Origin of the sequence: Cereibacter changlensis JA139 (assembly GCF_003034985.1) — a bacterium.
Taxonomy (GTDB): Bacteria; Pseudomonadota; Alphaproteobacteria; order Rhodobacterales; family Rhodobacteraceae; genus Cereibacter; species Cereibacter changlensis.
Window position 1 is genome coordinate 1 of sequence record NZ_PZKG01000071.1, and the last position, 21,593, is coordinate 21,593.

Here is a 21,593-nt window from a genome sequence, read left to right on the forward strand (position 1 = left end):
CACCTCCAGCGCCATGTCCTCGAAGCTGCCGGGCTGGGTCATGCCCTCGATCCGCAGCGCCACCGGCGCGTCGCCGAGCCTCCCCGCCTCCGGCACGCTCACGGGGTCCAGATTGCGGCCGACCATGCGGCGGATCAGGTCGTCCTCGGTCAGGCCGCGGTTGGCCAGCGTCTCGACGAACTGGCCGTCGCGCAGCACGGTGATCTGGTCGGCGATCTCCAGCACCTCGTGCAGCCGGTGCGAGACATAGAGGATGGTGTGGCCCGAGGCGCGAAGCCGCTGGATCAGCCGCATCAGCGTCTCGGCCTCGAGGTTGTTCAGCCCCGAGGTCGGCTCGTCGAGGATCAGGAGGCTGGCGTCGCTCTCCACCGCGCGCAGGATCTCGACGATCTGTTGCTGGCCGGGGGTCAACTGGCCGAGGATCTCGCGCGGGTCGAGAGAGAGGCCGAAAAGCTCCAGAAGCTCGGTCGCCCGCGCCCGCATCCGGGCGAAGTCGATGCGCCCGCCCCGGCGCGGCATGCGGCCAACGAAGATGTTCTCCGCCACCGACATGTTGGGAAAGACCGCCAGCTCCTGATGCACCATGGCGATGTCGCCATGCGACCGCTCGGCCGCCGTACTGGGCTTGCCGGCCAGCCGGACCTCGCCCTCGTCGGGCTCGACCTCGCCGTGGATGATCTTCAGCGTGGTGCTCTTGCCCGCGCCATTCTCGCCCAGGATGGCATGGACCTCGCCGCGGGCGACGGTGAAGCCGACGCCCTGCAGCGCGCGCACCGCGCCATAGCTCTTGCTGACGCCCGAGAGGCTCAGGATCGGTTCGGCGGTCATCGGATTCTCCCCTGCGGGGCTCATGGCCCCGCCAGACCATCGGGGAGCCGCGCCGGGCGCGGCCCCGCCCGATTCAGAACTTCGGCAGCGCCGAGCGCATGAACTGGTCGATGTTGTCGCCGTCGATGACGGCGGTGCCCATGTAGACCGCCTCGGGGAAGGGGTTCACGCCCGCCGCCTTGTTGTCGGCCGAGATCGGCACCTCGGCCAGACCTACGGCGGCGTCGTTGTAGGCTTCGAGGAACTGCACCGCGAGATAGGCCTGCAGCGCGGTCTTGTTGATGATCGTCGCGTCGATCACCCCGTCGGCCACGCATTCCAGCACGGTGTCCTCGCGGTCATGCACGATGACCGTCAAATCGGCGATGTCCTTCTCCAGCTCTTCCGCCGCAAGGCAGATGCCGCTGCCGGAGGAGCTGTTCAGTCCAACGACGCCGGTGATGTCGGGATAGGTGTTGAACATGGTCTTGGCCGCGTCGATCGCCGTCGAGGTGGTGGCCTTGTCGTCGATCCGGCCGACGATCTCCCAGCTGCTGTTGGCGGCGAGGTAGTCGGCCAGCCCCTGCATCTTGGCGTCGGTGTTCGAGGCGCCCCAGTTGCCGGTCACCGCCAGCTTGCCGCTGTCGCCGCCGCGGGCGATCAACTCCTTCGCGGTGGCCTCGCCGGCGGCATAGTTGTCCAGACCGATGAAGGTCAGCGCGCCGCCGTTGTCCGGGGTCACCGCCTCGATCACCACCACCGGGATACCCTGCTCCATCGCCCGGCGGATGCCCGGCACCGCGCCCGGCTCCCAGAGCGTGGTGATGATGCCTGCGGGTTTCTGCGCGATGGCCTGCTCCACCGCCTCGGCCCCGGCGACCGGGTCCCAGCCCTGCGGGCCCAGCCGGTCGATGGTGACGCCGAACTTCTCCTCGGCGTAATCCATGCCCAGAAGGCTGTCGAGCAGGTAGGGATGGCCCTGCAGCTGCGAGGCGTAGATGTAGCTGCGCCCGGCGCCGTCCTGCGCCAGAACCGGCGCGGCGAGGGCAAGGGCCGCGGCGCCGCCCAAGGCGGCCCGGCGGCTGATCGAAGCTATTCCGGTGATCGTCATGCGTCTTCCTCCCACAGGTGATGCGGCTCGCCTGACCCTGCCCCGCACCCTTCGGCGCTTGGCCCTCCCGGCCCAGACTCGCGATCTCAGGAACGCTAGCAGTGTGAAATTTAGCTGTCCATAAAATTTTATATCTTGAAAGAAACTTTCCGCAGTGCGAACTTTCAGGTGTTCCGGGCGCGTCCCGGTCGGCGTCGGGTGAGAACGAGATGAGCGATACGATCGGCATTCGCGAACAGATACATGGGCTCCGCGGCAGCATGAAGCCCGCGCTACAGGCGATCGCCGATGCGATCCTCGCCGATCCCGACGCCGCCCGCAGCAAGAGCATCAAGGCGCTGGCCGCCGCCTGCGGCACTTCGGAGGCCTCGATCTCGCGCTTCGTGCGCGGCATCGGGCTGGCGAGCTACCGCGATTTCCAGCTGCGCATGGCGCAGGAGGGCGGCGCATCCGCCCCCTCGCGCGGGCAGGCGCCCGACGAGGGGCATATCTACGAGAACATCGGCCGGCAGGACAATGCGCAGACCATCCTGACCAAGGTGGTCCACCGCACCGCCGATCTCGCCCGCGCCTGCCTGACCACGCTGGACGCCGAGGCGCTGGACGAGGCGGCGCGGATGATCCGGCAGGCGGATGTCGTCTACATCTTCGCCGCCGGCAGCTCGGCGCTGGCGGCGGAGAACGCGCTCCTGCGCTTCGCCCGCATCGGCAAGCCGGCGATCTTCCACCGCGACCGCAACAACCAGTTGCTGATCGCCAGCTCGCTGCGCCCCGGGTCGCTGGCGCTGGGGCTCAGCGACTCCGGCCGCACCCAGCAGACCGTCGCCTCGCTAACCGCGGCGCGGCAGGCCGGGGCGCGCACCATCGCCATGACCGCCTTCCCGGAATCGCCGCTGGCCCGGCAGGGCGAGGTGACGCTGGTCACCCCCGCGGGCTACATGCCGGCTGGCGAGGAACCCCTGTACGAGAGCATGGTCAGCAAGTTCGGCCAGCTTCTGGCGATCGACGCGCTCTATTCGCTGGTCGCGGTGCAGGACTTCGACGACGCCGCAGCACTGGTGCGCAAGGGCGACCCGATCATCCAGCAGAGCCGCAGCGCGAGACGACAGAATGACCAAGACTGACCCCCTGTTCCGCAGCCCCGCGCTGAACCGGCACTGGCCGCATCGCGGCGGCTCCTTCGACGCGCTGTTGCAGGCGCGGCCCGAGGAGCTGCCCTTCGCCCCGCCCGCCCCCGGCGAGGTGATCGCCCGGGTGGAGGCGGTGTCGATCTGCTCCTCGGACATCAAGATCATCCGCATGGGCCGCGACCACCCGCTGTTCGCCGGCGCGGCCGGCCCGGTGGACACCGTGCTCGGCCACGAGGTCTGCCTGCGGGTCGAGGCGGTGGGGGCCGGACAGGCCGACCGCTTCCGCAAGGGCCAGCGGCTCGCCCTGCAGCCGGCGATGCTGGTGGAGGGGCGGCGCTCGATCATCGGCATGGACCTGCCCGGCGGCTTCGCCCAGATGCTGCGGCTCGGGCCGGAGGCGCTGGCCGATTACGTGATGGAGGCGCCCGAGACGGTGTCGGCGGCGACCGTCGCGCTGCTCGAGCCCTACGGCTGCGTCGAGCGTGCATGGAGCGCCAATGTTCGTCGCGCCCTGAAGCCCGGCGGGCGGGCGCTGGTGGTTTCGGCCCCGGGGGCCGACTTCGACCTCTCCGCCCTGCCCAGCTGGGTGACGATCACCGCCGTCGGGCCGCGGCCCGGCTTCCTGCGCGGGCTGAAGGTGACCGAGGCGGCCAGCCTCGAAGGGCTGGCTGGCCCCTTCGACGACATCCTCGCTCTGGGAGACCTGCCCGCCGCCGATCTGGCGCAGCTCTGCGCCCTGCTGGCGGTGGACGGGCTGCTGCTGCAGGGCCGCGACGGGCCTTCGCCAGGGCCGGTGGCCATCGACCCGGCGCGGGTGCATTACGACCGGCTGGCCTTCCTCGGCACGCGACAGCGCGATCTCGCCACGGCGCTGGCCCCGGAGGCGCAGCGCTTCGACACGAGGCCCGGCGGCGTGGCGCTGATCCACGGCGCGGGTGGGGCGATGGGGCGGATCCATGTGCACCGCCTGCTGCAGCTGGCCGACGGGCCGCGCACCGTCATCGCCTCGTCGCGCAAGGGACCGCGGCTGGCGGCCATCGAGGCCGATTTCGGCCCGATCGCCCGGGCCAATGGCCGCAAACTGGTGGTGGCCGATGCCGAGAATCTCGCCACCCTCGTCGCCGAACACGCGCCGGGGGGGCTCGACGACGCGGTGGTCGTGGCCCCCAATCCCGCCGCCGTCGCCATGGCGGCGGGCTGGCTGGCGCCGGACGGGCTGCTCGCGCTCTTCGCGGGCTTCCCCTATGGCCGGTTGCTGGACCTCGATCTCGCCGCCGTCGCGTTGTCGGGTAAGCGGCTGACCGGGTCGACCGGCTGCTCTCTGCAGGACATGGAGGGCGTGCTGGCGCGGGTGGTCGCGGGGTCGCTGGACCTTTCCGCCAACATCGCCGCGGTGGCGGGGATTGACCAGCTGCCCCGGGCGCTGAAGGCGGTGGCCGATGGCGCGGTCTCCGGCAAGATCATCATCTATCCGCAGCGGCCGGACCTGCCGCTGGCCCCGGTGGAGGACTGGGGCGCGGCCGACGAGGCGGGACTGACCGGCTGAGCCGGACCTGAGGGAGGACATCATGAAAGACCATGTGATCGGCGTCGATATCGGCACGACCGGCACCAAGACGGGCATCTACGACCGCGAGGGCCGGCTTGTCGGCGAGGCCTTCGAGGAATCGATCCTGCACTACCCCCGTCCCGGCGAGGTGGAGCAGGACCCGGAAGACATCTTCCGCTCGGTCGTGAACACGGTGCAGGCGGCGATGCGGATGTCGGGCCTCGCCCCGCAGCGGATCGCCGCCATCGCGCTCGACGGGCAGATGGCGGGGATCATGGCGGTGGACGCCGACTGGCAGCCCGTCACCCATTACGACAGCTGGCTCGACACCCGCTGCGCCCCCTGGCTGGAGGAGCTGCGCCCGCACGAGGAGGACATCATCCGCACCTGCGGCATGGCGCTGGCCTTCAACCATGCCCCGAAGATCCTCTACTGGCGCGACCGGCCCGAGGTCTGGGCGAAGATCCACAGCTTCCTGCAGCCCGCGGCCTATGCCGCCGGCAAGCTCGCTGGGCTGAAGGGGCGCGACGCCTTCATGGACCGCACCTATCTGGTGTTCACCGGCTTCGGCAGCGGTGAGCATTCGGTCTGGAACGAGGAGCTGCTGTCGCGCTTCAACCTCACCACCGAGAAGCTGCCGCGCATCGTCGAGCCCTGGGAGATCATCGGCACGGTGCAGGACCGCTGGGCCGAGGCGCTCGGCGTCGCGGCGGGCACACCGATTGCCGCGGGCTGCGGCGACCAGAGCGCCAATGTGCTGGGCGGCGGGCTGGTCGATCCGGGCGTGGTCTTCGACACTTCCGGCACTGCGGCGGTCTTCGCCACGGTGATCGACAGCTTCGGCACCGACACGACCTACCGCTGCCTGATGACCTGCCCGCATGTGGTGCCCGGGCTCTATTTCCCGATGGCCTATGTCGCGGGCGGCGGGCTGAACCTGCGCTGGTTCCGCGACGCGCTCTCGCCGCTGGAGAAGGCGGCCTGGGAGGCGGAAGGTGCCAACCCCTACGACGCGCTGGCCGCCGCCGCGGCCGAAATCCCGCCGGGTGCGGAGAAGCTGCTGTTCTTGCCGCATCTCTCGGGGCGCAACACGCCGAACGATCCCAACATGCGCGGGGCTTTCCTCGGCCTGACCTGGCGGCACGGCAAGGCGCATATGGTGCGGGCGATCATGGAGAGCATCGCCTATGAATATGCCTTCTACCTGCGCGCCGTGCGGCAGATCGCGCCGGGCTACGACCCGAAATTCGCCATCAACATCGGCGGCGGGGCGAAGTCGGCGCTGCTGCGGCAGATCAAGGCCGACGCGCTGGGGCTCGACTACCACACCCAGGACCGCGCCGAGTTCGGCACGCTCGGCGCCGCCATCGTCGCGGGCCATGCCGTCGGCCTCTTCCCCGACCTGCGCGAGACCGCCCGCCGCTTCGCCGGCGTCTCGCAGCCCGCGACCGCGACGCGGCCGGCGGCGACCGCAGCCTATGCGCCCTACGTCGACAGCTACATCGACGCGATGGAAACCCTTTCGCCGCTGTTCACCCGGCTGGGTCGGCGGCTAGCGGATCACACATGTGATTAACACTCACACATGTGATTAACCCTTGCCAGAATCGCAGGGGCCGCCTATCACGGATGTGAGATTGCAACACATGCGTTATGCGGAGGAACCCATGCGCGCCATCGTCCTGCACGCCCCCAAGGATATCCGTCTGGAAGACCGCCCCGAACCGGTCGCCGGCCCGGGCGAGGTGCTGGTCCGCGTCGCCTCGGTCGGGGTCTGCGGCTCCGATCTGCCGCGGATGCTGGTGAAGGGGGCATGGAAGATGCCGCTGATCACCGGCCACGAATTCTCCGGCCATATCGAGGCCTTGGGCGAGGGCGTAAGCGGCTGGGAGACCGGCGAGCTGGTCGCCGTCGCGCCGCTGGTCCCCTGCTACGCCTGCGACCAGTGCCAGACCGGCAACTTCTCGCGCTGCCGGGACTACGATTATTTCGGCAGCCGCCGCGACGGGGCCTATGCCGAATATGTCGCCGTGCCCGTCGGCAACCTCCTGAAGGCGCCGCAGCATGTCGATCCGCGCGCCATCGCCATGACAGACCCTGCCTCCATCGCCATCCACGCGATCTGGAAGGCGGGCGGTCTGCGCATCGGTCAGACCGGCGGCGTGGTCGGCTGCGGCCCGATCGGCCTGTTCGCGATCCAGTGGATGCGGCTGATGGGGGCGAGCGAGGTCATCGCCGTCGACGTCTCCGAGGAGAAGCTGGCGCTGGCCCGCGAGGCCGGGGCGACGATCACCGTGCTCTCCGCCGACCTGCCGTCGCTGAAGACCAAGGCCGATGTGGTGATCGAGGCGGTCGGCATCGACCCCACGATCAACGCCGCGGTGATGCTGGCCGGCCCCGGCGGCCATGTCGCCTTCATCGGCATTCCGGTGCCCGACGTGAAGCTGTCGAACGCCAGCTTCCAGTATTTCCTGCGCCAGGAGATCTCGCTGCACGGATCCTGGAACAGCTTCTCCGCACCTTTCCCCGGCCCGCAGTGGACCACCACGCTGGAAAAATTCGGCACCGGCGAGCTGAAGTGGGAGTTCATGATCTCGCATGACCTCGACCTCGCCGAACTGCCCGGCATATTCGAGCGGTTCGACAAGAAGGACCTGCATTTCTCCAAGGTGCTGTTCCGGCCCTGAGCGGCCGCTTAGGGAGGGGAGGCCCGCATGACCAGAGTTCTGACCCTCGACCTCGGCACCAACGGGGCGCGGGCCGGTGTCTATGACATCGAGGCCCGCAAGCTGATCGCCAAGGCCGAGGCCGGCTATCCGACGCGGCACCTGCCGCCGAACCGTGCCGAGCAGAATCCCGAGCATTGGTGGCAGGCGCTCGGCCAGACCGTGCGTCAGGCGCTGGCCGAGGCGGGCAACCCCGAGATCGCGGCGATCACCGTCGCCACCTTCGCCTCCACCGTGGTGGTCTGCGACCGCGAGGGCGCGCCCTTGGCCCCGGCGATCCTCTGGATGGACGCGCGGGCGTCGGAAGAGGCGCTGGCCTCTGAGCAGGTCGAGCATCCGGTGATGGAGCTTTGCGGCGGATCGAACGCCGTCGAATGGCTGGTGCCCAAGGCGGTCTGGCTGGCCCGGCACGAGCCCGCGCTCTGGTCGCGGGTCGAGGTGATCTGCGAGGCGCTGGACTTCGTCAACTTCCGCCTCACCGGGCTCTGGGCCGGGTCGTTGATGAACGCGACCTGCAAGTGGAATTACGACAGCCGCGCCCGCGCCTTCTGCCCGGATCTTTACGCGGCCTTCGGCGTGCCCGAACTGGCCGACCGCCTGCCGCAGCGCATCGTCAACATCGGCGCGGTGATCGGCCCGCTGAGCGAGGCCGTGGCGCGCGACTGGGGCGTGACCGGTGCGCCCCTCGTCGTGCAGGGCGGGATCGACGCGCATATGGGCAGCTTCGGCGCCGATTGCATCGCGCCCGGCTCGATGCTGCTGATCGGCGGCACCTCCAACGTGCACATCACCCAGGTGCCGGATGACGGTGCCAGGATCGAGGGCGTCTGGGGCCCCTACCCGCATGCGCTGACCGAGGGGCTGCGGATGATCGAGGGCGGCCAGGTCTCGGCCGGGTCGATCCTGAAATGGCTGTCGCAGGACATCTTCGGCCTCGCGGATTCCGAGCTGCCGGCGCTTCTGGCCGCGGCCGGGGCGCTGGAGCCGGCCGAGACCCGGCTGCTGGCGCTGGACTTCTGGATGGGCAACCGCACCCCCTACCGCGATGCCCGGCTGCGCGGGGCCTTCCTCGGCCTGTCGCTGTCGCATGACCGCGCCGCGATCTACCGCGCCGCGGTGACGGCGGTGGCGCTCGGCGCGGCAAACGTGATCTTCGAGCTCGAGCGGCAGGGCGTGGCGGTCGACCGCATCGTCATGGCCGGCGGCATCATGCGTAACCCGCTCTGGCTGCAGGCCACGGTGGATGCGATAGGCAAGCCGGTCGGCATGTTCCCCGACGACAATCTCACGCTCTACGGCAATGCAGTCGCCGCTGCCGTCGGGCTGGGGCTCTGGCCAGATCTGGCCGCCGCGGCCAGCGCTCTGGCCACGCCGGTGCGGGTCGTCCAGCCGGACCCGGCGCGCTCGGCGCAATACCGTCGGCTGCTGGTGCAGTACCGGCATGCGGTGGACGTGCTGACGCCACTTCTGCATGATCTGGCCGATGGCATTCTTGCGGAGCAACCGGCATGACCGAAGACACCGACCGCGCGTCGAACCGCCTGCCGCTGGAAGGCGGCCGCGACCAGCTGATGGTCAGCATCGCCCGGATGACCTACCAGCAGGACAAGACGCTGACCGACATCGCCGCCGAGACCGGGCTGAACCGCTGGCAGGTCAGCCGCCTGCTGCAGGAGGCCCGTGATCTGGGGATCGTGCGGATCGAGATCGTGCCGCGCACCCTGCGGCATCCTGATCTCGAGGCGCGGCTGATCCATGCCTTCGGCCTGCAGGACGCCATCGTGGTGCCCGGCCCGGCCGAACAGGGCCCGGACGGCGTGGCGCAGGCGGCGGGGCAATACCTCGCCGCGCTGAAGCCGAAGCCGCGCAGCATCGGCGTGTCCTGGGGCCGGACCATGGCGGCGGTGGCGCATTGGCTGCCGCCGGACTGGGCCGACGGGATCAGCGTCATCCAGATCAACGGCACCGTCGCTCCGGTGCCCGGCATCGCCCATCACAATGACGTGGCCGAGACCTTCGCCCGCAAGGGCAAGGGCCGGATGATCCCCTTGCCGGTGCCGGCCATCGTCGGCGAAAGGCTGACCCGCGAGGTGCTGGAGAAGGACCGCATCGTCGCCGACGTGCTGCGCCAGGCCAATGCCGCGCAGGTGCTGGCCTTCTCGCTGGGCGTGGTGGGCGAGGCCTCGGTGCTGATGCGCTCCGGCAATATCCTGAAATCCGAGATGGCGGGGCTGCTGCGCTCGGGCGCGGTCGGCGACGTGCTGGGCCATTTCATCGACCGCCGCGGCGAGATCGTCGATCCCGAACTCGACGCCCGCACCATCGGCCTGACCCTAAGCAACCTGAAGCGGCGCGACCGCTCGATCGGCATCGCCTCGGGCCAGGAGAAACACGAGATCACGCTCGGCACGTTGAAGGCCGGGCTCGTCACAGTCCTCGTCACCGACGAGGCCACCGCAACCTTCGCACTGGAGCATGCCCATGACCGTTGAAACAGCCACAGCCGCGCCGGCGGCGCCGCAGGCCGGCGCGCAGGCCGGCGCGCAGGCCGGCGCGAACGACCATCGCAACCCGGGCCAGCCGCTGGATATCGCGATGTTCGAGGGCCACGCGGTGAACCGCAGCGCGGCCGAGCGGCGCACCGCCTCGCTGGGCGCGCGGCGTTCGGTGAAGAAACAGTGGCAGGCCGCCTGGCTGGTGAACGCGATCCGCTGCATCGACCTGACCACGCTGGCCGGCGACGACACCGCCGAGCGGGTGCGCCGGCTCTGCGCCAAGGCGCGCCAGCCGCTGGCCCCGCAGATCGTCGAGGGTCTCGGCCTCGGCGCGATGCGGCTGACCACCGGCGCGGTCTGCGTCTATCCGACCATGGTCGGCCATGCGGTGAAGGCGCTGCGCGGCGCCGGCATCCCGGTCGCCTCGGTCGCCACGGGCTTTCCCGCCGGCCTCATGCCGCTGAACCTGCGGCTGGAGGAGATCCGCTACGCCGTGGCCGAGGGCGCCGAGGAGATCGACATCGTCATCACCCGCGAGCATGTGCTGACCGGCAACTGGCATGCGCTCTATGACGAGGTGGCGGCGATGCGCGAGGCCTGCGGCGAGGCGCATCTGAAGGCCATCCTCGGCACCGGCGACCTGCAGACCCTGCGCAACGTCTATTCCGCCTCGATGGTGGCGATGCAGGCCGGGGCCGATTTCATCAAGACCTCGACCGGCAAGGAAGGGGTGAACGCCACCCTGCCCGTCAGCCTGGTGATGGTGCGGGCGCTGCGCGACTACCGCGACGCCACCGGCCACCGCATCGGCTTCAAGCCGGCGGGCGGCATGAAATCGGCCAAGGACGCGCTGAACTGGCAGTTCCTGATGCGGGAGGAGATGGGTCTCGACTGGCTGAAGCCCGACCTCTTCCGCCTCGGGGCCTCGTCGATGCTCGGAGATATCGAGCGCCAGCTGGAACACCATGTCACCGGGCGCTACGCCGCCTCGTCACGTCACGCCCTTGCCTGAGGAGCCCCGGAAATGACCACGATCACGGATATTCTGCAAACCATGGATTACGGCCCCGCTCCCGAAGACAGCGCCATCGTGCGCGACTGGCTCAAACGGCATGAGGCGGGCTTCGGCCATTTCATCGACGGCGGCTTCACCGCAGCGGGCGAGACCTTCGAGGTCACCAACCCGGCCAGCGGCGAGGTGATCGCCCGCGTCAGCCAGGGCAGCGACGCCGATGTCGACGCGGCGGTGAAGGCCGCCCGCGCCGCGCAACCCGGCTGGGCCGGGCTTTCCGGCCATGACCGCGCCCGGCATCTCTACGCGCTGGCCCGCCACATCCAGCAGCACGCCCGCTTCCTCGCCGTGCTGGAGACGCTCGACAACGGCAAGCCGATCCGCGAGAGCCGCGACATCGACGTGCCGCTGGTGGTTCGCCACTTTTACCACCATGCCGGCTGGGCCGAGATCATGGCCGACGAATTCCCCGGCGCCGCGGCGCATGGCGTCTGCGGCCAGGTGATCCCGTGGAACTTCCCGCTGTTGATGCTGGCCTGGAAGATCGCGCCGGCGCTGGCGGCGGGCAACACCGTGGTGCTGAAGCCCGCCGAATACACCCCGCTGACCGCGCTGGCCCTGGCCGAGATCGCGCGCGAGGCCGGGCTGCCGAAGGGTGTCCTGAACATCGTCACCGGCGACGGCGCCACCGGGGCCGCCATCACCGGCCATCCGGGGGTGAACAAGGTCGCCTTCACCGGCTCGACCGAGGTCGGCCGGCTGATCCGCCGGCAGATCGCCGGCTCGGGAAAGGCGCTGACGCTGGAACTGGGCGGCAAGTCGCCCTTCATCGTCTTCGCCGACGCCGATCTCGACGCGGCGGTCGAGGGCGTGGTGGACTCGATCTGGTTCAACCAGGGCCAGGTGTGCTGCGCCGGCTCGCGCATCCTGGTGGCCGAAGCGGTGGCCCCTCGCTTCACCGAGCTCCTGAAACGCCGCATGGCGACGCTGATCACTGGCAATCCGCTGGAGAAATCCACCGACATCGGCGCCATCGTCCATCCGGTGCAGCTAGAGCGCATCACCGCGCTGGTGGAGCAGGGCCGCGCCGAGGGCTCCGAGATCCATCAGGGCACAGCGCCCGCGGGCTGCTTCTACCCGGCGACGCTGGTGACCGGGGTGGAGCCGGCCTCGATCCTCTCCACCGAGGAGATCTTTGGTCCCGTCGTCACCCTGACCCCGTTCCGCACCCCGGAGGATGCGGTGGCGCTGGCCAACAACAGCCGCTACGGCCTCGCCGCCTCGGTCTGGTCGGAGAACGTGAACCTTGCGCTCGACGTGGCGGCGAAGGTGAAGGCCGGGGTGGTCTGGATCAACGCCGCCAACCTCTTCGACGCGGGCGCAGCCTTCGGCGGCACGCGGGAAAGCGGCTTTGGCCGCGAGGGCGCCCGCGCCGGCATGGCGGCCTACCTCACGCATCCCACTCCGCGGGCGAAGCGGCCCGAGGCGATCCCGGCCGCACTCGACGCCACGCCGGTGCAGGGCCTGCCGGCCACGGCTGTCGATCGCACCGCCAAGCTCTACATCGGAGGCAAGCAGGCGCGGCCGGACAGCGGTTATTCCTATGCCGTCGCCGGGCCGCAGGGCTCGGTCGGGCTCGCCCCGCTCGGCAACCGCAAGGACATCCGCAACGCGGTCGAGGCCGCCCACGCCGCCAAGGGCTGGGGCGCCCAGACGGGCCACAACCGCGCCCAGGTGCTGTATTACCTGGCCGAGAACCTCTCGGCCCGGGCGAGCGAGTTCGAGGAGCGGCTGCGCAGCTTCGGCCAGAGCGACTCCGTCGCCCGCGCCGAGGTGGAGACCTCGATCCGCCGGATCTTCTGGTACGCGGCGCAATCCGACAAGTTCGACGGCGCGGTGCAGTCGACGAAGTCGGCGCATGTCACGCTGGCGATGAACGAGCCCTTGGGCGTGATGGGCATCCTCTGCCCCAGCGCGCAGCCGCTGCTTGGCTTCGTCTCGCTGGTGCTGCCGGCCATCGCCATGGGCAACCGGGTTGTGGCGGTGCCCTCACAAGGCCACCCGCTGGCGGCGACCGATCTCTACCAGGTGCTGGAGACCTCCGACCTGCCGGGCGGCGTGGTGAACATCGTCACCGGCGAGCGCGACGTGCTGGCCAAGACGCTGGCCGAGCATGACGACGTCGACGCGCTCTGGTACTTCGGCACGGCGGCTGGGGGCCAGGCAGTCGAGGCGGCCTCCGCCGGCAACCTGAAGCAGACCTGGACCGAGGACGGCGCCGCCCGCGACTGGACCGGCCCCGAGGGCCAGGGCAGGCTGTTCCTCACCCGCGCAACCCAGGTGAAGACCATCTGGGTGCCCTACGGCGAGTGACGGATTGCGGAGAAGCGTGAGCCGCTGAAGGAAAAACCTCGCTGGCAGGAATGCCGGCGAGGTTTTTTCGTCGAAGGGCGCTACGCATCGGCGTCAAGTCAGACGGACAGAGGGCGGCTTGGCCGCCCCCTGCGCCTTCCGATCAGAAGCGGATCGAGAGCCGGGCGATGGCCGCCTGTTCGTTGTTGTCCTCGGCGAAGAGCGCGTTGTAGCCGATCGACAGCGTGGTCGTCGGATTGACGTCGAAGCGCATCGCCAGATCCAGCACCAGCGCGTCACGGTCGGTGGCGGCGCTCAGGATGTTGAACCCGTTCGAGCCGGCGAAGCTCAGCGTGCTCTCCTGCGCCATATCGCCATAGGCGCGGCGCCAGCCGAGGCCGATCTGCGCCAGACCGTCGGTCCCGCCCATGGTGAAGGCCTGGTTGACCCGGACCCCCAGCGTGCTGGTGACCTGGTCGCGGCTTTCCGACCTGCTCGAAACCGCCGCGTCGCCGCCGGATTCCGAGAAGCCGTCGCTCTCCATCGAGACATAGGCCAGATTGGCGAAGGGCTCGATGCCGAGACCGCGATAGCTGGTGCGCCAGCTGCCCTCGGCGAAGACCTGCGTCGTCGTCGCGTCATACTCCGCATCCAGAGACTGCGAGACGCCGCCGAAGTCGGCTGTCCGCGACGTTTCCAGCTGGTGCATCGCATGGATCGCACCGAGCTTCAGCGTAGCCTGGCCGAAGGAACGCCCGGCATAGGCGGCGAGATATGTGCTGTCGATGTCCGCCGTGGAATTGCCGTTCACCGAGGAGACGTCATCCGTCCCGAAGCCGAGCGCCACGCCGACGCGCCAGTCGCCCAGCTCGCGATCCGCGCCGATCAGGATGCCGCCGCCGTCGACATCGGCCTCGAAAGCGTTGCCGTCATCCTCGTAGTCGGTCCAGCCGCCGAAGCCCTGGCCCCAGAGGGTCCAACCCAGCGAAGGATCGCCCGTCATCATCGCGGCGCCCTTGCTCGACGGGTTCACCGCGAAGCCGAGTTGCGACGCGTCATTCATCCGCGCCAGGATCGACTCGCGGGTCAGCCGGCTGCGGTCGATCAGCGCCGCGGCGGCGACCGAGTGGATCTCGCCGGTCAGCTGGTCGAAGGCGGTCGGCGCCGCCTCGTCGGTCAGGAACAGCGCCCGGTCGAACAGCGAGCCGGCGCCCATGGCGTCGACCGCGGCAGCCGCCGCCTTGGCGTTCGGCCGCATCGCCACGCTGGCGAAGGCCAGCGGCTGGTCGCCGTCCATGGTGCGCGAGAATTGCAGGAAGAGGGTGTTGTCCTCGATCTGCTGATCGGCGGTGAGGAAAGCAAGGTTCTCCTCAACTGAGGCGAAGCTGTCGCTGATGCCCCCGTCGGCCGTGACGAGATCGAACCGGGTGGCGAGATCGAAGGGCGTCAGCGCCGGGGTCGCGGTCAGCCGCAGCACCGTGTCGTCCTCGATGGTGGCGCGGCCCGAGACGTAGAGCAGATCGCTGTCACCCGCGGAGTTCAGGTCCACAGCATAGGCTGAGCCGGCGCGGAAGGTCACGTCGCCATCGATGGTCAGCGTGTCAATCGAGTTGAGGCCGGGGCTGATAGCGCCGCCGGAGGCGACATCAACGTTTCCTACCGTGCCGGATCCGGCGAGAAGCGCCGTGGTGTAGACTTGGACGTTCGCATCGACGCTGCCGTCGACCGCCAGTGTCCCCTCGACGAGATTGATGTCCTCGATGCTCGAGCCGCTGCCGTTCAGGGTCCAGATGCCGCCGCCGAACTTGTAGAGGTTGCCGAAACCACTGTATTTCTGGCCTTCGGCGACCTGAGCCAGCTCCAGACCGTCTGCCCCGGACCCGTTGAGCGCAAGAATGTTGCCCTCGCCCGCGTTCACCACCCGGCCGGTCAGCTGGGAGCCGTCGAACATCATGAAGACGTTCTCTCTCGCCCCCATGCTGACCGCGACGGCATCCTCGCTCGCAGCAGTGATCTGGCCATAGTTGACGACGTTAGAGAAACCGTCGCCAGTGCTGATCACCGGTGACTCCAACGAGGTCACGCTGCCGTAGTTGGCAACAAGGTTTTCGGAGCCATTGACCGAGATCGCGGTCGAAGTCGTGTTGATCGCGCCGTAGTTCAGCACGATCGCGTCGCCCGGCATCAGCGCGCCCGGCTCTCCATCCGCACCGCCCGCGACGACGGCACCGTTGACGCCCGACAGCCGGCCTTCATTGGTGACGATCACCGCCCGGTTCTCGCTCCCGGCACGGATCGCCGCGCCGCTGGCCGCCTCGATGGTCCCGGTCGACGTGTTAGTCACAATGACGGCGATCGGCTCTTCCTCGCCTTCGCCGAGATAGTCGCCATAGGCGTAGATCCCGGTGCCGCTGGCCGAGGAAACTCCGCCGCTGTTGCTGATCGTCACCCGACCCAAAGCGGTCACCGCACTGATGCCAGCGGTCTCGTCGCCGATTGCGGTGATCCGCCCGGCGTTGTCGATGGTGATGTCGCCGGCATCGGCATTCCCGACCCGCACGGCGCCCGCGCCTGCGCCGGAAGCAAGCGAGACGCCGCTGTCGATGGTGACATCGGCGTTCACTTCCGTGGCCTCCAGAGTGCTGCCGAATTCCATGAGCAGCGCGCTCGCGTCGGCGTTGCTCACCGAGGTCGAGCCGTTCAGCAGCACGGTCTGGTCGTACACCCCTGCCTCGGTCGGCGCGGTGTAGCTGATGCTGCCGGTGGTCTGATCCGTCACGGTCAGCGAGCCGGTCCCCGGAGTCATGGTGGCGACGACGGCCGTTGGCTCACAATTCCTTGCGGTTGTGCCGCCACTGCTGATACACTCGGCCGAGGCGAGTTGCGGCGAAAGCAGCAGGCCCCCCATGATGAGCGTCGAGCTCATCAGCGAGCGACGGAGGCTGTTCCTTGGGCGCGAAGCGGACGTAATCGCCCGATGTGCAGAATGCATTGCTTTCTCCTGTAAAGATGCTTGCGCATCCCGACTGCCGGAGCAGTCGGTTCAAAATTTCCAACATGATTAATTCAAAAACGGTCGCCCCAGAGGGCAGTCACTCTTTGTGGACCCATTTATCCAGACTGTGAAGGCACTTCGCACGTCCGGCGTCGCGTCACCCTGGCCATTTCGGGCCTCTTTCCCGCTCTTGGTTAATATCACTCGCGGGAAGACGGCCGCCGTTCTCCCCAAGGAAGAACCGCGCCGAAGGGCAGCCGCCCCCCGGTTGCAAGGAGCGCATTGGGGGTAGCCCCATGAGTCGAAGGGAGAGCTTCCGCAGCCCCGCGCACCCGCCCGGAACCGAATCACCTAAGGCAGACGGAGCCCGCCTCCGCCACCAGACCGCACACGCACAACGTGTGTCGTCGATCCGCCGCTATCCCGTCACAGGCTCCGAGAACACGGTCACCGCCGGCGGGGCGCCCTCGAACCTTTCCACCTCCGCCATCGCGGTCTGGCCGCAGTTGCCCTGCGACAGGCGCGAGGTGGCGATGCCGGTGGTGAGGGTGTTGACGTCGCCGTATTTGCAGAGCGACCCCGCCTCGCGCGCGTCGGCAGGGTCGAACCAGCCGCCCTCGCTGATGCGGATGACGCCGGGCCGGATGACATCGGTCACCACCACCCCGGCGAGGATCTGGCCGCGGTCGTTGAACACCCGCACCACGTCGCCGTCCTGCAACCCGCGCGCCGCCGCGTCCTCCGGGTTCATCCAGCAGGGCTCGCGCCCCGCGACCTCGTAGAGCTTGCGCAGCTCGGTGCCGCAAAGCTGGGAATGCAGCCGGTGGATCGGGTGGTTGGAGGCGACATGCAGCGGGTAGCGGGTGGTCGGCCCGCCCAGCCGCTCCACCGGCTCCATCCACGTCGGATGCGGCGGGCAGTCGTCATAGCCCATCTTCTCGACATTGCGCGAGAAGATCTCGATCCTGCCGGAGGGCGTCCCCAGCGCGTTCAGCAGCGGGTCGGCGCGGAAGGCGGCATGGCGCACGAAATTGCGCTCGGCGTCGGAAAGCGGGAAGGCCAGCGGCTCGTTGCTGTCCCAGAACACGTCGAACACCGGCATCTCCATGCCCCGGGCGCGGGATTCGATCTTGGCCGCCTCGTAGAAGCCGCGGATCCACTCCATCTCGGTCTTGCCCTCGGTGAAGTCGTAGCGCCGGCCCCAGCGTTCGGCGATGCCGGCGAAGATGTCGTAGTCGGACCGCGCCTCGTGCTGCGGCTCGATGATCTGCTTCATCGCCACGATATTGCTCATGGCATAGTCGCCGACCTGCTCGATGTCGTTGCGCTCGTAGGAGGTGGTGGCAGGCAGCACGATGTCGGCATGGCGGGCCGAGGCGGTCCACTGGAAATCATGCACGATGAAGGTTTCGAGGTTGCGCCAGGCCCGCAGCATCTCGTTGCGGTCCTGGTGGTGCGAGAACGGGTTGCCGCCGGCCCAATAGGCCAGCTTGATCAGCGGCAGGGTGATCTTCGACCCGTTGAAGTCCATCTCCGCGCCGGGGTTCTGCAGCGTCTCCACCAGCCGCGAGACCGGGATCGAGGCGTCGCCCGACCCCGTCAGCCATTCGGCCCCGCCGCCCGCCGATTGCCCGGGGCTGTCGGTGATCGCCGGCAGCACCGGCGCGGCATGGGTCGGCGCGCCGCCGCTGGCATAGTGGTAGCTGAGGCCGTAGCCGCCGCCGGGCAGGCCGATCTGGCCCAGCATCGCCGCCAGCGTCACCAGCATCCAGGGCGCCTGCTCGCCGTGGTGCTGGCGCTGGGTGGAATAGCCGAGCGCCAGCATGGTCCGGTTGCCGGCGAAGCGGCGGGCGAGATCGCGGATCGTCTCGGCGCTCAGGCCGCAGATCGCCGAGGCCCAGTCGGCCGATTTCGGCACACCGTCGCTCTCGCCGGTGAGATAGGGCAGGAACAGCTCGAAGCCGCTGGTGTACTTGTCGAGGAAGGCCTGGTCGTGCAGACCCTCGGCCTGCAGCGTGTGGGCGATGCCCAGCATCAGCGCCACGTCGGTCTGCGGCCGCGGGGCCAGCCATTCGCCATCCAGCGCCGCGCAGGTCTCGGTGCGGATCGGGTCGATGCAGATCACCTTGGTCTTCGCCTGTTTCAGCCCGTCGATCCCCGGGAAGGCCCCGTGGTCGGCCACCTGCCAGGAGATCTGCGAGGTGTTCAGCGGGTTCGCCCCCCAGAACACCATCAGCTCGGTATGTTCGGCGACGTTCTGCCACGAGGTGCATTGCTCGTAGACCTCGATCGAGCCGACCACATGCGGCAGGATCACCTGCGCCGCCCCGGTGGAATAGTCGCCCGAGGAGGTGGTGAAACCGCCATTCAGCTTCAGCATCCGCCGCAGCAGGGTCCGGCAGTTGTGCAGTTTGCCGGGGCTCTTCCAGCCGTAGGAGCCGCCGAAGATCGCGGTGGCCCCGTGCTGTTCGCGCACCCGGACCAGTTCGGCCGCGACCAGATCCAGCGCCTTCTCCCAGCTCACGCGCACGAAATCGCCGCTGCCGCGCCCGTCGGGGTCGGCGCCGGGGCCTTGCTCCAGCCAGGCGCGGCGCACCATCGGATATTTGATCCGGGTCGGCGAATAGATCGAGTCGAGCACGCCGGGCAGCTGCTTCGACGGTGTTGGATCGCCCTCCCAGGGGGTGAAGGCGACGGCGCGGCCGTCCCGGACCTCCGCGCGGAACACGCCCCAATGGCTGCCGGAGATCACCCCTTTCGGGGTCTGCGCGCCTGCGGCCCGAGGGAACAACGGGCCCGCAGCAAGGCCGAGGCAGCCGGTGGCGGCGGCGGTCTGCAGGAAGCGGCGGCGCGACAGGGCGCTCATCTTCGGGTTCGGCAGGGTCATGGGCTTTCCTTCACGGCGGCGGGCACGGGGACGGAGCTCAGCGGGCAAGCGGCTCATCCGCGCCAACGTCCTTCGAGTGGTTTTGCAGATAGGCCAGCAGCAGCCGGTACTGGTCGTCGCTGAGCGCGGTGAAGCGCTTCATGGCGTTCAGGTTGCCGATCCACTGGTTGGCGAGGTAATGGCCGGACTCCGGCAGGGCGTGGCAGGTGGCGCAACTGGTGTTGAAGAGATCCGCGCTGTAACCCCAGAGCTCCGGCAGTTGCGTATTCAGCTCGGCCGCGTCGATCCAGGCGGAAAGGCTGCCACGGGTCCAGGTTTGGCCGGTCGCCGAGTCCACCATGCTGTCGCCGCGGACCACCGCAGCCTTGGCGGCCTCGCCCAGCACCGCCTGCATGATGCGCTGGCCCTGCGCGGCGTAGAACACCGTCTCGGCCCCCTCCAGCTGCCAGCCGTCCAGCCGCACCCTGATCCGCCCGCCGCGCCGCTCCTCCACCGTCAGAGCCGCGGCGGCGAGGAACTTGCCGTCTGGGTCTTCCTCATCCAGAGCATCAGCAGACAGGTGGAAGCCCTTGACATGGGTCACGAAAACCCGCTCTGCCTGCCCGATGTCCTGCGGGGTGGAGACCGGCAGCGGGGCCTTGCCCGCGGCGGCGAAGCCCGCCGGCAGCATCACCAGCTGCGGCGTCAGGTTCGGCTCCGGCGCGCCGGGGGCCGGGGCGTCGACCGGCGGCAGGGTCTTCAGATAGGCGGCGATGGCCTGCAGATCCTCGTCCGACAGCTGGCTCGTGTTCGCCACCACCTCGGCCATGTGGCCGCCCGCCGCCCGGCCCACCGGGCTCTCGCCGTATTTCAGGTAGCGGAAGATCGCGTTTTCCGACCACCAGCCGATTCCGGTCTCGTGCGGGGTGATGTTGGGCACATGGCCCGGGCCCTCGGCGCTGGGGCCGCCGGCATAGCGCATGCCGGGAGTGATGTTGCCCATCACCGTGCGCGGCGAGTGGCATTCGGCGCAATGGCCCGGCCCCTCGGCGAGATACTGGCCGCGGGCCAGCTTCGGGTCCGCCGGCGGCTCCAGCGGCTTGCCGTCGAGGAAGGCCAGACGCCAGACGCCGATGCCGCGCCGCAGGTTGTAGGGAAAGCCCAGCTCATGCTCCGGCGCCGTGCCCGCCACCGCGGGCAACGACTGCAGATAGGCGTAGAGATCGCGCAGGTCGTTCGCGCTTAGGTGCTGGTAGGAGGTGTAGGGAAAGGACGGGTAGAGGTTCCGGCCGTCCGGCAGAAACTCCGCCGGAGCGACGCCCTCGCGCATGGCGCGGATGAACTCGGCCAGCGTCCAGCCGCCGACGCCATCCTGCGGGTGCGGCGAGATATTGGGCATGTGGAAGGCGCCGAAGCCGGTCTCGAGCACCCGCCCGCCGCCGAGCATCAGCGGGTCGTCCTGCCCCGGCGTGGCGTGGCAGGTGGCGCAGTCGCCAGCGAGGAACAGGGTGCGGCCATTGGCCAGATCCGGGGCCGAGCCATCGGCCTGATCCGGCGCCGCATGGGTCAGCGACCAGGTCATGGGCGAGGTCAGAAGGAAGAACCCGGCCACGCCCGCGACGATCGCGCCCGCACCGATGAGTCTGGCCGTCCGGAACCGGCCCCTTGTTGGTCTTGGCATCACATCTCCGCCGACCCACGGCGAAGCAAGGCCTCGGCGCAGATCCTGCCTGGGTTTCGAAGGGAGACGGCCGGCAAAGCCCGACCCGCCCCGACACCATCGTCATGGCTGCTGCAGAGAGGTTAACGCGCGGGAGGCGAGCCGTCCTTGATCCAGGTCAGGCGGGATTTCGTGGCGGGACGTCGGGCGCGGCGCGGCGACGGCTCAGCACCGCATCCACCGCGCCGCTGATCGGCTGCTGCAGCCCGCGCACCAGCTGCTGGAAGCGCCCGGTCAGCGCCTTCCAGGCCGGCGGCGCATCCGGCGCGGCGGGCATCATCAGCCGCATGAAAAGATAGCTCTGCGCGCAGATCAGCGCGAAGAACACCGCCGCCATCAGCGCTGCCGTCGCCAGCCCGCGATGCGGATCGGGCGAGGCGTAGAGCAGGATGTTGCCGAAGGAGAAGGTGAAGAGGCTGGTCTTGCCCATGAATTGCAACCGGCTGCCCCAGCTGCGCTGGAACACGTCCAGCGCCAGCACGCAGAGCAGCACGGAGGCGATGGTGAAGCCGAGGCCGAGCGAGAAGTAGATCGGGTGGTTCTCGTTGCGCAGCGACATGTCGGCGATGCCCTGCACCGTGGCGAAGGGCGCCGACCAGTCCCACATCAGCGCCGAGGCGACGACCGCCAGCAGGAACAGCCCGCCGAGCAGCATGACCCCACGCCGCCGCCCGCTCGGCGCCGGGTCGAGGAAGCGCGTCACAGCGTGGCCGAGCACCATGCCGATGCAGACGAGGCTCAGCCCGTGCAGCAGCGAGGGCCCGCCGACCCCCTCCCCGCCGCCGTAGAGAAAGCCGAGCGGCATCTCGAGGTACTCCCGGCCGAAGACC

General features: G+C 69.2%; 13 protein-coding genes and 1 pseudogene. 8 read left to right on the top strand and 6 right to left on the bottom strand.

Translation table 11 applies throughout. The annotated features are described in order from the left end of the window. Nucleotides 1-828: ATP-binding cassette domain-containing protein (locus C5F48_RS14540; RefSeq protein ID WP_181247705.1), on the bottom strand; the 828-nt coding region annotated here is incomplete at its 3' end. Between the two features lie 73 nt (nt 829-901). Next, complete coding sequence (locus C5F48_RS14545) at nt 902-1,918, bottom strand: substrate-binding domain-containing protein (protein WP_107664622.1); 1,017 nt, start codon at nt 1,916-1,918, stop codon at nt 902-904. Nucleotides 1,919-2,127: 209 nt separating this feature from the next. Between C5F48_RS14545 and C5F48_RS14550 the strand changes: the two genes are divergently transcribed. The 8 genes from C5F48_RS14550 to C5F48_RS14585 all read left to right on the top strand — a co-directional run bounded on the left by C5F48_RS14550 (nt 2,128) and on the right by C5F48_RS14585 (nt 13,203). Further along, nucleotides 2,128-3,042: a MurR/RpiR family transcriptional regulator gene (locus tag C5F48_RS14550; protein WP_107664623.1), complete on the top strand. Its 915-nt coding sequence runs from the start codon at nt 2,128-2,130 to the stop codon at nt 3,040-3,042. After that, complete coding sequence (locus C5F48_RS14555; RefSeq protein WP_107664624.1) at nt 3,029-4,594, top strand: alcohol dehydrogenase catalytic domain-containing protein; 1,566 nt, start codon at nt 3,029-3,031, stop codon at nt 4,592-4,594. The genes C5F48_RS14550 and C5F48_RS14555 overlap by 14 nt, the downstream gene beginning before the upstream one ends. Nucleotides 4,595-4,616: 22 nt before the next feature. Beyond that, nucleotides 4,617-6,173, top strand: a complete 1,557-nt coding sequence (locus C5F48_RS14560; RefSeq protein WP_107664625.1) for an FGGY-family carbohydrate kinase — start codon at nt 4,617-4,619, stop codon at nt 6,171-6,173. A 91-nt stretch (nt 6,174-6,264) separates the two neighbouring features. Next, nucleotides 6,265-7,284, top strand: a complete 1,020-nt coding sequence (locus tag C5F48_RS14565; RefSeq protein ID WP_107664632.1) for a galactitol-1-phosphate 5-dehydrogenase — start codon at nt 6,265-6,267, stop codon at nt 7,282-7,284. 27 nt (nt 7,285-7,311) lie between these two features. Further along, nucleotides 7,312-8,835, top strand: a complete 1,524-nt coding sequence (locus C5F48_RS14570) for an FGGY-family carbohydrate kinase (protein WP_107664626.1) — start codon at nt 7,312-7,314, stop codon at nt 8,833-8,835. Next, nucleotides 8,832-9,815 carry a sugar-binding transcriptional regulator gene (locus tag C5F48_RS14575; RefSeq protein WP_107664627.1) on the top strand — a complete coding sequence of 328 codons (984 nt, stop codon included), beginning with the start codon at nt 8,832-8,834 and terminating at the stop codon, nt 9,813-9,815. The genes C5F48_RS14570 and C5F48_RS14575 overlap by 4 nt, the downstream gene beginning before the upstream one ends. A gap of 103 nt (nt 9,816-9,918) precedes the next feature. After that, nucleotides 9,919-10,830: a deoxyribose-phosphate aldolase gene (deoC, locus tag C5F48_RS14580; protein ID WP_107664633.1), complete on the top strand. Its 912-nt coding sequence runs from the start codon at nt 9,919-9,921 to the stop codon at nt 10,828-10,830. Nucleotides 10,831-10,842: 12 nt separating this feature from the next. After that, nucleotides 10,843-13,203, top strand: a complete 2,361-nt coding sequence (locus tag C5F48_RS14585) for an aldehyde dehydrogenase family protein (RefSeq protein ID WP_107664628.1) — start codon at nt 10,843-10,845, stop codon at nt 13,201-13,203. 142 nt (nt 13,204-13,345) lie between these two features. On the opposite strand, the gene C5F48_RS14590 is transcribed toward C5F48_RS14585, so the two are convergent. The 4 genes and pseudogenes from C5F48_RS14590 to C5F48_RS25215 all read right to left on the bottom strand — a co-directional run. After that, the gene (locus C5F48_RS14590; protein ID WP_170139582.1) at nt 13,346-15,988 is read right to left on the bottom strand and encodes an autotransporter outer membrane beta-barrel domain-containing protein; all 2,643 of its coding nucleotides are present in this window, start codon (nt 15,986-15,988) and stop codon (nt 13,346-13,348) included. 607 nt (nt 15,989-16,595) lie between these two features. Beyond that, a complete protein-coding gene (gene torA, locus C5F48_RS14595) occupies nt 16,596-19,064 on the bottom strand; it encodes a trimethylamine-N-oxide reductase TorA (RefSeq protein WP_107664630.1) in 2,469 nt (822 codons plus the stop codon). A gap of 37 nt (nt 19,065-19,101) precedes the next feature. Next, the gene (locus tag C5F48_RS14600) at nt 19,102-20,724 is read right to left on the bottom strand and encodes a c-type cytochrome (RefSeq protein ID WP_107664631.1); all 1,623 of its coding nucleotides are present in this window, start codon (nt 20,722-20,724) and stop codon (nt 19,102-19,104) included. A 157-nt stretch (nt 20,725-20,881) separates the two neighbouring features. Further along, a pseudogene (locus C5F48_RS25215) lies at nt 20,882-21,593 on the bottom strand (Long-chain-fatty-acid--CoA ligase); the annotation flags it as partial.

Excerpts from the sequence above, each read along its gene's own strand:
- C5F48_RS14545 (WP_107664622.1), bottom strand. The coding sequence starts at position 1,918 with ATGACGATCACCGGAATAGCTTCGATCAGCCGCCGGGCCGCCTTGGGC.
- C5F48_RS14550 (WP_107664623.1), top strand. The coding sequence starts at position 2,128 with ATGAGCGATACGATCGGCATTCGCGAACAGATACATGGGCTCCGCGGC.
- C5F48_RS14555 (WP_107664624.1), top strand. The coding sequence starts at position 3,029 with ATGACCAAGACTGACCCCCTGTTCCGCAGCCCCGCGCTGAACCGGCAC.
- C5F48_RS14560 (WP_107664625.1), top strand. The coding sequence starts at position 4,617 with ATGAAAGACCATGTGATCGGCGTCGATATCGGCACGACCGGCACCAAG.
- C5F48_RS14565 (WP_107664632.1), top strand. The coding sequence starts at position 6,265 with ATGCGCGCCATCGTCCTGCACGCCCCCAAGGATATCCGTCTGGAAGAC.
- C5F48_RS14570 (WP_107664626.1), top strand. The coding sequence starts at position 7,312 with ATGACCAGAGTTCTGACCCTCGACCTCGGCACCAACGGGGCGCGGGCC.
- C5F48_RS14575 (WP_107664627.1), top strand. The coding sequence starts at position 8,832 with ATGACCGAAGACACCGACCGCGCGTCGAACCGCCTGCCGCTGGAAGGC.
- deoC (WP_107664633.1), top strand. The coding sequence starts at position 9,919 with ATGTTCGAGGGCCACGCGGTGAACCGCAGCGCGGCCGAGCGGCGCACC.
- C5F48_RS14585 (WP_107664628.1), top strand. The coding sequence starts at position 10,843 with ATGACCACGATCACGGATATTCTGCAAACCATGGATTACGGCCCCGCT.
- C5F48_RS14590 (WP_170139582.1), bottom strand. The coding sequence starts at position 15,988 with ATGACTCCGGGGACCGGCTCGCTGACCGTGACGGATCAGACCACCGGC.
- torA (WP_107664630.1), bottom strand. The coding sequence starts at position 19,064 with ATGACCCTGCCGAACCCGAAGATGAGCGCCCTGTCGCGCCGCCGCTTC.
- C5F48_RS14600 (WP_107664631.1), bottom strand. The coding sequence starts at position 20,724 with ATGCCAAGACCAACAAGGGGCCGGTTCCGGACGGCCAGACTCATCGGT.